The sequence below is a fragment of the Salinicoccus sp. Bachu38 genome (assembly GCF_038561955.2).
Classification (GTDB): Bacteria; Bacillota; Bacilli; order Staphylococcales; family Salinicoccaceae; genus Salinicoccus; species Salinicoccus bachuensis.
Window position 1 is genome coordinate 696,702 of the sequence record NZ_CP138333.2, and the last position, 12,684, is coordinate 709,385.

Sequence of the window (12,684 nt, forward strand, 5' to 3'; positions counted from 1 at the left end):
AGATATTCATTGACCAGATTTGGCCATCATTGGAAAAGAACAACCAGGTAGGTCCTTCAGACGGTGGCGCAAAATGTATGAAAAGTATGGTGAAGGTGGGTTGGAAAATGAGTTCCGGGACAGAGGGGCCACTGGGCGGCCATCCAACAAGGCGCTCTCAGCAGCAGAAAAGTTAAAGAAGGCAGAAGTACGGATTAAATATCTAGAGACAGAAAATGAATTCCTAAAAAACTCGAAACACACGAAAGACAGGCGAAGCACCAGAGACGAGACTAAAACATTCTGAAGTATATGAACTGATTGAACAGCTCCATCGCAAGCATCCACTTAAAAATATGGTGTCTCACTATGCAAGCTCTCAGGCGTCAGTCGAAGTGGCTATTACGCGTGGTTAAAAGGAGAGGCAGGCTGACAAATGGAAACGGAAAATAACGACAAAGCTGCGGCATTGATTGAAAAGATCTTTGATGCGGAAAAAGAAAAGGTCGGTGCCCTCCAGATCAAAATGTATTTGGAGAATGATTACGGCATCATCATGAATCGCAAAAAGATCCGACGATTGATGAAAAATATCATTTGACCGCAAAGGTCAGACAGGCCAAGCCGTACAGGCATATGTTGAAAGCGATAAAGGAATACAGCACATGCAAGAACTTATTGAATCGGGCATTCGACCAAAATAAACCGGGCAAAGTGTATCTGACCGTCATCACTTATATTTACTATGGAAACGGCCAAAAAGCATATCTCTCCTGCGTCAAAGATAACACAACGAAAGGAATCATTATACATGTCGTGTCACGCTCCCTAAAGATGGATATCGTCCATTGAATTCTCAAACAACTGAATGAAACTGTAGAGTGGGTTCATCCGGAAGCAATGATACATTCCGACCAGGGCGTGCATTATACCCACCCCGAGTTCCAGAACAGAGTCAAACAGCTGGGTCTCCGCCAGTTCATGTTCCACCAGGGGAACTGCTGAGATAATGCACCCATGGAATCCTTCTTTGGTCACTTTAAAGACAGGGGGGACCATAAAGCCTGCCCGTCCTTTGAATCATTGCAGCATGCAGTTGGCAATTATATCAACAAGTATAATAATGAAATATACCAATGGTGACTAAAAAGAATGACCCCGGTACAATACTGAGGTCATCTACTTGCAGCATAATGCATTTTTTAAACTATCTACTTGACGGGGCTCAGTCCACATTGTTGTCATCACAACTCTTTCTTTTTTACAATATGCTAAAGGTATGTATAACGTAAAAACTCATAATATTTGAAAAATTCTAATCAGAATATTCCAAAAATTATAAATATGTGGTATATTTGGTTAAAACTTATACAGAGAGATAAATATAAGTTAATTAAGGGGTGATTGAAAGGTAAGAAGAAAGACGAAGATTATAGGTCGAAAATCTATAACATTTAATTATGCGCAACGAGAATAAGAGTTTTTTAATTAGAAGTTTTTGAACAACTTTTTTGACCATAAGGGGGGTGATTAAGAACAGTAATTGGCTGCTTTAGAGGATAATGATCGATATTGTTGAAGTGCAAAAAACAAGGGAAAGAAATAGGGTAGGAAAACATGAATTTATTAGCGTAACGGAGTGATTTTGCCTAGAGAGGTCGTGGCGGAGTCACAGAAAAAGGTCGGAGTGGGTCAGAGGGTGTATTACGGAAAAGTCGAATAAAGACAGTTTGAAGAATAGACGAAAAAAAATAGAGGAAACTATGGGTGCTAAAAAGAAATATTTTCTCTTTTTATTTGTCGACTTGTTAATCGTAATTTTTCCAGTTTTTATTGGTTACTACATCCTCATGCAGGCTTGCTCACTAAATGCACGGGTGGTTTTTAAAAGAACTCTGTTTTAAGGTGCTTTATATCTTTTTGTCGTGCATGGAGTATTAAAGAGTAAAAGGTATAAGCATGTTACAAGTTCTTACCTTAAAACTAATCTGTGTGAATATATATAAAAATCAGTTAAATATTAAGAGATGCATGGCAGTTTGCCAAAGCACAATACAACTGAATAAATGCATGCTGCCATCAAAACTAAGGGGTTTGGAGATGTAGCTTATGCAGAAGAAGATTATTGAAGAGGTCACTTCTTCCCGCAGTGTACTGCTGGTTGAGAAACAGGTACAGTCTATTGAAAATAACGGCTATAAGGTTAAAGTTGTTTGTAACAAAGAGTTTGACAAGATTTATGATGAGAATAGCATGAATAGCCCCTCTCATGAGAGGCGGAATAATATCTTCAAGGATATACGAAGCCTATATAATTTGACCCGTTACTTGAATAAGGAGCAGCCAGATATCGTTAATTTCTGTACTCCAAAAGTCGGTATTATGGGAATGGCAGCTGGGTGTTTGAACCACATCAAAACCCGCGTATATGTGCAGAGTGGGCTGCATTCTGCAGCAGACAGAAGGTTGAAAAAAGCATTCCTCTATTCGACGGAGAGGTTGACATGTCTGCTCAGTACCCATGTGATTGTTACTTCGGACAGTCTGGAGCAAGAACTCATGCAACAGAAAATAGTCAACCCGCGAAAAGTTGTCAGAATCAGCAGAGGAATCAGCAACGGAATTGATTTGGAAAAATTCAACAATGCTAACTTGGATAATGAGAAGCAGGAAGTCCTCAAAGATACCCTAGGTATAGGTCCTTCCGATTTCGTCATTGGTTACGTCGGTAAGTTGACCAAGGGGAAGGGGGTCAATGAGCTGGTGGAAGCATTCGAGAAACTAAGTAGTGAATACAATCATCTTAAATTGCTGCTCATTGGGAACTTTGAAGATAACGACCCGGCAGGAAAAGTTGTCAAAGAAAGGATCATTAATAATTCCAATATTTTTCACCATCCTAAAATAACCGATGTGGAATACTATTACAACATGATGAACCTGTTTGTTTTTCCTTGCCAACAAAAGGAATTGGGGATTGTAAGCCTAGAAGCTCAAGCGATGCGCGTGCCTGTGGTCACTTTCAACTCTCCTGGTACCAGAGATGCATTGATGCCCAATACAACAGGACTGATTACCGAGAATAACACTTCTGAAAGTCTTGGGGAGTCAATCGAATACCTCATTGAAAATCCGAAGATACGAAAGCGAATGGTGCAGGATACACGTCCGTTTGTTTTAGAAAACTTTGAAAAGAAGCGTATGGAGGAGCAACTTTTTGAATTTTATGATGCGATTAGAGAACAAGACAATTATGAGATTGAAGAGAATCATCAAGTCACTGACACATGATCTTTATGGCAATTTATCCATTTAAAGAAGGGTTGGAAAATAAATTCCATAGAAGATTACACTACTTGGAAAGAGAGAGGCTTTAGAAAGAGCGATACGATAGTATAAGGCACTTCGCATATAATTTCCAGCATATCAAGGTAAACGCATGAATAACGGTACTGCAATAAATTAAAAAAGGGAGAAGACCGTTTTCGAAACAATAATCTATGGAAATGAGAAATGAAAATCATCAACCGTATCAGTATGCGGGGGTGTGTTTAGATATATGATGAATTTCCTAAAAATAGCTTATATCTAAACTTTTACGCTTTCTAGTGGGGAGAGAACACTTAAATTAATGCAAATACAACTGAATAGAGGTGTACTATGAAAAATGGTACGTTTATCATCTCGCTGGATTTCGAATTGTATTGGGGCTATTTGGGGATTACCGACTACAACAAACAATTCAAACGATTTTATCAGACACGGGATATTGCTTCAGAGATGATCAAACTATTTGAAAAAAATGAGATGAAAGTAACTTGGTCTACGGTTGGTTTTCTGATGGTGGAAAATTCTAAGGAATTGAATGAACTTACACACCATATAGCCAAACCAAAATATAGTAGACGGGAGCTTGATAATTATTTTAATTTCAACCATGTCGTTGAAGAAGAGAATTTCTGCGAAGGTGTCTTCTTTGCGAATGACATAGTAGAAGAGCTGAAGAACAGTAAGTATCAAACCATCGGAACCCATAGTTTTTCACACTACTATTGCCTGGAGGATGGTCAGACGGTTCATGAATTTGCAGACGACCTTAGGATTGCTAAAGAGATTGCGGATGAGAAGGGGATTGAGATGAGCAGTATCGTGTTTCCAAGGAACCAGTTCGACAGGGACTATCTTAATCTCTTGAAAAAATACGGTATCGATACCTACAGGGGGACACCGGACCACCTTATCTTCAGACCGAGAAGGCATGATAACTATTTCATCCGGGGAATGCGGCTGGTAGACACGTACTTAAACATTACGGGGAACCTTACACATGAACATCCTTCCCCTTATGAAGAGTTGTACAACATAAAGGCGAGCCGTTTCCTCAAGCCTCAGAATAAGACCAACCGGGTGATGCGGGCCCTGCAGCTGAGGAGGATAAAAAATGAAATGACTGCGGCTGCGAAGAACAATCATTACTACCACATCTGGTGGCATCCGCATAATTTCTCAGTGTCTCCAGAGGAGAATTTCCGATTCCTGGAGGATATCATCGATCATTTTAAAACATTAGAGAAGGAATACAATTTCAGTTCCGAAAGCATGGAATCATATGTGGAGAAGGTGAGAGCATAGTGAAAAGGATAATGATGATCTGTACTTTGGGGGTCACTTCCAGCTATATATACAACAATGTAACCAAGGAGTTTCCCATCGATGAAGTTGTGGTTGTAGGAAAAGGAAGCAGGAAGGTGTTTTTGAAGAGAAGGATAAAGCGGCTGGGTCTGCCGAAGGTGATGGGTCAAATCATTTTCTCACTATACTCCAAAATCTTCTTGAAAAAGGAAGCAGATGCAAGAATCCAGACCATACAGAAGATGTATGGTTTGGATGACGCTGATATACCGGAGGACAGGATAACGCATATAGCTTCAGTCAATTCGGAAGAGATGAAGAATAGGATAAGGGAAATGAATCCTGATCTGATCCTCATCAATGGAACGCCGATAATAAAGGGCGAGATTTTAAGTGTCACAGACGCTAAGTTTGTAAACATACATGTGGGCATCACTCCGAAATATAGAGGGGTTCACGGGGGCTACTGGGCACTGTACAACAATGATGCAGAACTTGCGGGTGTAACGACACATTTCGTGGATGAAGGGATAGATTCAGGAGAGGTACTTGATCAGAAAGTGATAGAAGTGACTGAGGATGACAACTTTCTGACCTACTCGCATCTACAGGAGGCATATGCCCTGGTAGACTACAACAAGATCATCGGGTCCATTTTGGATGACACTTTCAAAGTGAAAGAGCCTTTGACACGGGAGAGTGCACTTTGGTCCCATCCCACGATTTTCAGCTATCTCTACGGACGGACGATAAAGAAGGTTAAATAGAAATAATCATCAGCATAAAAATTTTTATTAATTTATTTCAGAATATTCTGAAATAATGGGAGTGGAGAACTTTTGTGAAAGAAGGGGGTCACTTTGCTTAAAATTAAAAGAGCTTTGGACTTTGTCATCAGTACATTCTGCCTATTGGTGCTTCTGCCACTGCTGGTCATTACCGGCGGCATGATCAAGATCACGATGCCCGGTCCGCTTTTCTTCAGGCAGCGACGCGTCGGACTGCATCACAAATTATTCGATATATACAAGTTCCGGAGCATGAAGGTGGACGAGTCGGCCGAGAGGAATTTCGATTTCGCCAAGGATGCGGAAAGACTGACGAAATTCGGGAAGATTATCCGGCGTCTCAAGATCGATGAGCTGCCCCAGCTGATGAATGTACTCAAAGGGGATATGAGCCTTGTGGGGCCACGTCCGACGGTCGAGGAGCAGACGAAGGAATATGACGCGTACCAGCAGAAGCGCCTGGAAATGCGTCCCGGCATGACGGGGCTGGCCCAGGTCAACGGGAATACACACCTGACATGGGAAGAGCGGATTGAATACGATGTGGCGTATGTGAAGCACTACTCCCTGTGGCTGGATGTGAAAATCCTACTGAAAACGGTACTGATTGTCCTCTTTGGTGAGGGCAGCTTTAAAAGGAATCCGAAAAGGACTTGAAGGGGTTGGAGTTATGGAACATGTCAAAACGATCCTTATAGGATCGGTTGAATCAAGCAAGGTTGTACTCGATGGAATGGTGGTGCATGACTATCCGCCGGAAATGGTATTTGGTCTGGACAGGAAATATTCGAAGAACGTCTCCGGGTATGTGGACCTCTCCGTCATCGCGGAGGAGAATGATATCCCCCACATGACGTTCAAGAATATTAATGACGATAAGGTCGTGGAGGAGATCCGTTTGATTGCACCGGACTATATCTTCGTCGTGGGAATTTCACAATTGATCAAGGAGGAGATCATCAGTACGGCTAAAAAGGGCGTCATCGGTTATCACCCGACGGCACTGCCGAAGTACAGGGGCAGGGCGGCGCTGCCCTGGCTGGTGCTCCTTGGGGAGAAGGAATCGAAGACGTCCTTGTTCTTCATCGATGAAGGGATGGATTCGGGCGACATCGTCGATCAGGAAACCTACCTGATTGGTGAGGGGGATTATGCGGAGGATGTCTACCATGCTTCGAATGAAGCCCTCGGACGGATGCTTAGACGGGTGCTGAAGCAGATGAAAAATGATGCAGTGGAAGCGACGCCCCAGGATCATGAGAAGACGACCTACCTGCTGAAGCGTACGCCGGAAGACGGCAGAATCGACTGGAGTGCACCCGCTGAAGATGTACATAGGCTGATCCGTGCGACTTCAAGGCCGTACCCCGGTGCCTTTTCTCACTACAGGGACCATAAGGTCATTATATGGCGCGCGAGCGTGCATCCGAATGCACGCTATATTGGTATACCTGGACAGATCATCCGTTCCGATTCCATGTCGATCGATGTACTGTGCACGGATGGCATACTGCGTATTGAAGATTATGAAGTGGATGAGGATGTCAGATTCGTCGACGGGAATAAATTCAAATAATTGGAGGTCGGAATATGAACATACTTTTTTTTGCACCACACAACGATGATGAGGTACTGGGCGCAGGGGGGACCATAGCCAAGTATGCCAATGAAGGACATGATGTTTATATTTGTGAAGTGACGAATGGGCCAAACTCTGAAAGAGTTGAGATGTTGAAGAGAGAAGCACACGAGGCTCATGAAGTACTGGGCGTGAAAGAGGCATTTTTTCTGGAACTGCCTATGATTGGACTTAGACATATACCGACAGGTGAAATTAACGCCAAGTTTCATGAAATTGTTAAGCAGGTAAAACCTGAGATTGTTTTTCTTCCGCATAAGGGAGACATGAACTTCGATCATGCGGAAACGACTTATGCAGCCATGGTGGCGCTTCGTCCATTCAACGTCCCTAATCTGCGTGAAATTCTGGTGTATGAGACGTTATCCGAGACCGAATGGAATACGCCGACTATGGACAATACGTTTGTTCCCAATGTCTTTATAGACATTTCAAGCACGATAGAGAAGAAGCTCGCAGCGATGGAGTGTTATCGTTCACAGCTTAAGGATTATCCGCATCCGAGGTCGTTGGAGGCAATTCGTGCATTGTCGATGGTCCGGGGAACCACGATTTGTGTGGCGCATGCAGAAAGCTTTATGCTGATCCGTACGATAAAAAGATAGCTACCCTTTCCATCCGTGTGTCCCACTCGGTAGCAAGGGTTATTTTAATTAATATTTGGGTTGTATATTTATTGATATTATGTATATACAAGTAAAAAAATACATAATATTTGTAAAATTATCAAACAGAATATTCCAAAAATTCTAATTACGTGTTATATTGGTTCCAAACTTATAGAGAGAGATAAAGTTTGGTTATTAAGGGGAGGGGTCGTATGGAAGATTCAGTAAACGTTGAGAGGGCCTGGGCGATCATCAAAAAGAATGTGGCATCCATCATTACTTCGATGCTGCTGGTGGGCATACTCGCTGCGCTCATCACCTATTTTGTCATGACGCCGAAGTACGAAGCAGAAACACAGATGCTGGTCAGTTCGCCGGGGGATGCTGTGGTGGTGGATTTCGAGAATATCGAAACGAACCTGCAGCTGATCCACACCTACAGGGATATCATGTTGAGCAAGACGATACTCGAGGATGTAATCACCAATCTCGAATTGGAAGAGACTGTGAAGGAGCTTTCCAAGCAGGTTTCCGTCACCAACCAGGATCAGTCGCAAGTGTTGTCCATCAGGGTCGTTGACGAGTCGGCGGAAGAGGCGGTAGCGATTTCCAATGAAATTGCGCAAGTCTTCCAGGAAAGAATCGTTGAAATCATGTATGTGGATAATCTCTCCATCTATGCACCGGCGAGTATCGGGCCGGATATGGAGCCGGTATCACCACAGCCTCTCTTGAACATCGCACTCGGCCTGTTTGCCGGATTGATGCTCGGTCTGATTTTGGCCTTCGCAAGAGACCATTTCGACAAGTCAATCAAGAATGAAGGGGATGTACGGAAAGTTCTCGATTTGCCAGTGGTCGGGTCAATCGCGAAATTTGAAGATTAAGAAGCTTTGATATTAAGGGGGAGCTTTCATGAACAGGAAGAAAATGAACAAAATTGAAAATACGACGCCCAGGAGCATGGTCGTGGCCAACCAGCCGCATGCGACTGTGAGTGAACAATTCCGGATACTGCGGACAAATATCACGTATTCGGGTGTAGATCATCCAATACGGTCGGTGCTGTTCACCTCCGCCATAGCGGGGGCGGGAAAGTCGACGATTGCCGCCAACATGGCGGTCGCCTATGCACAGGCAGGAGTGAAGACGCTATTGGTGGATGGGGATCTGAGGCGGCCGACAACCCATTATACGTTTGAAGTCCCGAACAGAAAGGGGCTGTCCAAGGCGATTATTGACCATGTGCCGCCAGAGGATATGGTCACAAAGACCGAATTCGATAAACTCGACCTGATGACTTCCGGTCCGATTCCACCAAATCCGTCGGAACTTCTGGCATCGAAAAGCATGGAAGCTTTGATGAATGCACTGGCAATCAACTACGAAATGGTGATCATCGATTCGCCACCACTGTTGTCGGTGACGGATTCCCAGCTTCTATGCAAGCAGGCGGATGGCGTAGTGCTCATCACCGATGTGGAGAACAATGACCGCAACGAGTTGCTGGAAGCGAAGGACCTGTTGGATAAGGCGGGTGCGAACATTATCGGAGTGGTTCTCAATAACCGGGAGGAAAGGCGCGGTCCGAACGAAGCATACTACTATGCAGAGCCGGTTACGGAGAGCTGATATCCTGCAGCCTGGTCATCCTTACCAGATGGATCGGGACGCTAATCAATTGTTGAAAATGAATAATATACGAAGCGTGAATCATCTTGAATGACTTCAGGGGTGCGGTCATTCGGGCATCAAAGGGGGTGGTTGAAAACGGGGCAGAACTGTTTTACACATTGACCATTGATTGCATTGAATAGACGCTCGACAAATTAGAAAGACATTGGGTAGGAAAACATGAATTTATTAGCATAACGGAATGGGGCCACCTGAGAGGTCATGGTGGCCCCCAAGAAAGAGGTCAAAAGCGGTACAAAGGGTGCAATGCAAAACAATCGAATAAGGGTATTTCTAAAAGGAAAGAAGAGGATACTATGGGTGCTAAAAAGCGTTATTTTCTCTTTCTATTTGTCGACTCGTTAATCGTAACTTTTTCAGTGTTCATCGGCTACTACATCCTCATGCCATTCTTCTCGGACTATTCGCTGACAGTGCTGGGAGTGACAGCCGTCGTACTGCTTGTGAACCACCATCTGTTCGCCTATATCTTCAACCTGTACCACCGGGCTTGGGAATATGCGAGCGTCAGGGAACTGATTTCGGTCACACAGGCGGTCAGTGCATCGATACTGGCCACGACGATTCTGATATACCTTCTGTTCGACAGCACATTCATACGGCTGATGCTTGTGACATGGATGATGCATATGCTGCTCATCGGCGGGTCAAGGCTGTCATGGAAGCTCATCTCCTATGAGCTGAACGGAAGGATGTCCCATGGGCCCAAGATGACCCGGACGATGGTATTTGGCGGTGGCAAAGGGGGATCCATCCTCATCAAGCAGATGCTTGATAACCCTTCCATGGGCATGAACCCTGTGGTTGTGGTCGATGATGATCCCTTCAAGCACAATCTGGAGCTCTGCGGTGGTGTCAGGGTGGAAGGCAACCGGAATGATATCGAACGTCTCGTGAAGAAATACGATATCAAGAAAGTCGTCATCGCGGTGCCTTCCCTGAGCAAGACGGAACTCAAGGAAATCCATACATTTGCCAACCTGGATGGTGTGGACGTCCTGACCATGCCGAATATCGAAGACGTGCTCTCGGGAAAACTGGAAGTCAATGCACTGAGACAGGTCCAGGTGGAAGACCTGCTTGGACGCGAACCGGTGCAGCTCGATATCAAGGGGATTGAGGAGCAGGTGACGGACAAGACGATACTGGTCACAGGTGCCGGAGGAAGCATCGGATCTGAGATCGTCCGACAGATCGCCAAGTTCCAACCGCGGCAGATACTGCTTTTGGGACATGGTGAGAACAGCATCTACTCCATACTGGAAGAGGTGCTGGAGAAGAAGAATGACAGTATCAGCTATGTGCCGATCATTGCGGATGTGCAGAACAGGAAGCGCATGTTCGAAGTGTTCGAGAAGTACAGGCCGGATATCGTCTATCATGCCGCAGCGCACAAGCATGTGCCGATGATGGAGTACAATTCGCGGGAAGCGGTGAAGAACAATGTCATCGGGACGAAGAATACAGCTGAGGCGGCATGCCATTACAAAGCGAAGAAATTCGTCATGATCTCAACGGACAAGGCGGTCAATCCACCGAATGTCATGGGGGCGACGAAGCGAATGGCTGAGATGATCGTCCAGGCGCTCGATAAGGGGTGCAAGGATACGACGCTCGTTGCGGTCAGGTTCGGAAACGTCCTTGGCAGCCGCGGTTCCGTCGTTCCGAAATTCAAGAAGCAGATCCAGGCGGGCGGACCGATTACGGTCACTGACCCGAAGATGACACGCTACTTCATGACCATTCCGGAAGCGTCACGGCTCGTCATCCAGGCGAGTACAATCGCAGAAGGCGGGGAAGTGTTTGTGCTCGATATGGGAGAACCTGTGAAGATTGTCGACCTTGCCAAGAACATGATCCGTCTGTGCGGATTCACGGAGACCGAAATCGGCATCGAATTCGTCGGCATACGACCGGGCGAGAAGCTGTATGAGGAACTGCTGAAAGAGAATGAAATCCATCCGGAACAGGTCTATGAGAAGATCTATCGGGGCAGGGTTTCAGAATCTTCACTGAGTCTTCTCGAGGCGCAGATCAAGTCGTTCCTCTCCATCGATGAGAACGAGATGAAGGAGCGGATCGTCAAGTTCGTCAGGCAGGAAAACATGGAGCCTGAAAAAGTAGGACAGGAAAATGCAAGCTAAAATCCTGAACATCGTAGGGACCCTGCTGTTTGCACTCAATCAATGGATGCAGGTGATTCTGATCACACGGTTGCTCGGTCTCTATGAAGTGGGCCTGTTCTCATACTTTCTTGCTCTGACAGGCCCGCTTGTATTGTTCAGCCGCTTCATGCTCATCGTCCTGGTGCCGACGCAGAGGAAGCTGTCATATGACTATGTGATATTCCACGAATTCAGGAACCTCGCCAACTATGCATTCATTCTTGGCTCATTGATCGTCCTGCTGTTTGTGGACTTGAGCATATATGAGAGCATATGCCTCTTCATCTTCGTCCTCTTCAAGTTCTACGAGAACAAGGAGGATTTCATCTATACGGAGAATATTGCGGAGGCCAGGATCAGCTTTCTCGCCTATTCGAAGATATACAAAAGCATCGTCACAATCATACTATTTTCAGCGGCCGTGTTCATCTTCGATTCCCTGGTGATGGCAATATTGAGCCTGCTGGTTTCACAGATGATCATCTACTATGTGTATGACTGCAAATTTTCATTTTCGAAAAAAAGGGCGAATATTGGAATCAAGTGGCGCGAGTTCAAGAACATCTTCATTTTAGGAATCGGGCTCTCGGTTGTGGAATTGCTCAACTCGCTCGTTTCAAACATTCCGAGGTATGTCCTCGAATACTTCCATAGTGTCGAGACACTCGGTATTTTCGCAACGATCATGTATTTTGTGATCATCACCAACAACGTCGTCGTTGCCATCAGCCAGAGTGTAGTGGCGGGGCTTTCCAAGGAAGCGGAAGAAAGCGCAGCCAAATTCTATCACTCATTCTTCAGGCTGTGCGGTATATTCCTGATCCTCATAGTGATAGGGGAGGCCATACTGCTTACTTTCGGCAACAGCATACTCGTACTCGTCTACGGAGAGCGGTTCAGCGGATACCAGGATGAAATCATCCTCCTTGGCATCCTGCTCATCTTCACCGTATATACGAAACTGTTCGAGATGGCACTCAGCATATTCAACATCTACAATCTGCAGGTGCTCCTGCAGGGTACGACTTTCATAGCAGCAATCATATTATCGTTTATCATCATCGTTCCTTATGGTCTAACCGGTGCATTTATTGTGGTCATCCTCACGTATCTGATCCTGGCCATAGGGCAGATTGGCGTGCTGATCCACCATTGGAAATTTAAAGTACGCTCCTAGG

General features: G+C 45.1%; 12 protein-coding genes. All 12 read left to right on the top strand.

Annotated features, from left to right (window positions below):
• Window positions 1-415 precede the first annotated feature (415 nt).
• Complete coding sequence (locus RQP18_RS03500) at window positions 416-580, top strand: transposase (protein WP_342388777.1); 165 nt, start codon at window positions 416-418, stop codon at window positions 578-580.
• Window positions 581-996: 416 nt separating this feature from the next.
• On the top strand, window positions 997-1,122 hold the full coding sequence (locus RQP18_RS03505; protein WP_373446118.1) for an IS3 family transposase: 126 nt from the start codon (window positions 997-999) through the stop codon (window positions 1,120-1,122).
• 966 nt (window positions 1,123-2,088) lie between these two features.
• Complete coding sequence (locus RQP18_RS03510; protein ID WP_342388778.1) at window positions 2,089-3,270, top strand: glycosyltransferase; 1,182 nt, start codon at window positions 2,089-2,091, stop codon at window positions 3,268-3,270.
• Between the two features lie 369 nt (window positions 3,271-3,639).
• Window positions 3,640-4,611 (top strand): polysaccharide deacetylase family protein, encoded by a 972-nt coding sequence (locus RQP18_RS03515; RefSeq protein WP_342388779.1) that lies wholly within the window; start codon window positions 3,640-3,642, stop codon window positions 4,609-4,611.
• On the top strand, window positions 4,611-5,378 hold the full coding sequence (locus RQP18_RS03520) for a formyl transferase (RefSeq protein WP_342388780.1): 768 nt from the start codon (window positions 4,611-4,613) through the stop codon (window positions 5,376-5,378). The genes RQP18_RS03515 and RQP18_RS03520 overlap by 1 nt, the downstream gene beginning before the upstream one ends.
• Before the next feature lie 93 nt (window positions 5,379-5,471).
• On the top strand, window positions 5,472-6,056 hold the full coding sequence (locus RQP18_RS03525; RefSeq protein WP_342388781.1) for a sugar transferase: 585 nt from the start codon (window positions 5,472-5,474) through the stop codon (window positions 6,054-6,056).
• Between the two features lie 13 nt (window positions 6,057-6,069).
• A complete protein-coding gene (locus tag RQP18_RS03530; RefSeq protein ID WP_342388782.1) occupies window positions 6,070-6,975 on the top strand; it encodes a methionyl-tRNA formyltransferase in 906 nt (301 codons plus the stop codon).
• A gap of 14 nt (window positions 6,976-6,989) precedes the next feature.
• Window positions 6,990-7,643: a PIG-L deacetylase family protein gene (locus tag RQP18_RS03535; protein ID WP_342388783.1), complete on the top strand. Its 654-nt coding sequence runs from the start codon at window positions 6,990-6,992 to the stop codon at window positions 7,641-7,643.
• A gap of 215 nt (window positions 7,644-7,858) precedes the next feature.
• On the top strand, window positions 7,859-8,533 hold the full coding sequence (locus RQP18_RS03540) for a YveK family protein (RefSeq protein WP_342388784.1): 675 nt from the start codon (window positions 7,859-7,861) through the stop codon (window positions 8,531-8,533).
• A 28-nt stretch (window positions 8,534-8,561) separates the two neighbouring features.
• Window positions 8,562-9,278 carry a CpsD/CapB family tyrosine-protein kinase gene (locus RQP18_RS03545; RefSeq protein WP_342388785.1) on the top strand — a complete coding sequence of 239 codons (717 nt, stop codon included), beginning with the start codon at window positions 8,562-8,564 and terminating at the stop codon, window positions 9,276-9,278.
• Between the two features lie 359 nt (window positions 9,279-9,637).
• Entirely contained in the window at window positions 9,638-11,485 is a 1,848-nt protein-coding gene (locus tag RQP18_RS03550; RefSeq protein WP_342388786.1) for a polysaccharide biosynthesis protein, read from the top strand.
• The gene (locus RQP18_RS03555; RefSeq protein WP_342388787.1) at window positions 11,475-12,683 is read left to right on the top strand and encodes a lipopolysaccharide biosynthesis protein; all 1,209 of its coding nucleotides are present in this window, start codon (window positions 11,475-11,477) and stop codon (window positions 12,681-12,683) included. Before RQP18_RS03550 ends, RQP18_RS03555 begins: the two co-directional genes overlap by 11 nt.
• Window position 12,684 lies beyond the last annotated feature (1 nt).

Excerpts from the sequence above, each read along its gene's own strand:
- RQP18_RS03500 (WP_342388777.1), top strand. The coding sequence starts at position 416 with ATGGAAACGGAAAATAACGACAAAGCTGCGGCATTGATTGAAAAGATC.
- RQP18_RS03505 (WP_373446118.1), top strand. The coding sequence starts at position 997 with ATGGAATCCTTCTTTGGTCACTTTAAAGACAGGGGGGACCATAAAGCC.
- RQP18_RS03510 (WP_342388778.1), top strand. The coding sequence starts at position 2,089 with ATGCAGAAGAAGATTATTGAAGAGGTCACTTCTTCCCGCAGTGTACTG.
- RQP18_RS03515 (WP_342388779.1), top strand. The coding sequence starts at position 3,640 with ATGAAAAATGGTACGTTTATCATCTCGCTGGATTTCGAATTGTATTGG.
- RQP18_RS03530 (WP_342388782.1), top strand. The coding sequence starts at position 6,070 with ATGGAACATGTCAAAACGATCCTTATAGGATCGGTTGAATCAAGCAAG.
- RQP18_RS03535 (WP_342388783.1), top strand. The coding sequence starts at position 6,990 with ATGAACATACTTTTTTTTGCACCACACAACGATGATGAGGTACTGGGC.
- RQP18_RS03540 (WP_342388784.1), top strand. The coding sequence starts at position 7,859 with ATGGAAGATTCAGTAAACGTTGAGAGGGCCTGGGCGATCATCAAAAAG.
- RQP18_RS03545 (WP_342388785.1), top strand. The coding sequence starts at position 8,562 with ATGAACAGGAAGAAAATGAACAAAATTGAAAATACGACGCCCAGGAGC.
- RQP18_RS03550 (WP_342388786.1), top strand. The coding sequence starts at position 9,638 with ATGGGTGCTAAAAAGCGTTATTTTCTCTTTCTATTTGTCGACTCGTTA.
- RQP18_RS03555 (WP_342388787.1), top strand. The coding sequence starts at position 11,475 with ATGCAAGCTAAAATCCTGAACATCGTAGGGACCCTGCTGTTTGCACTC.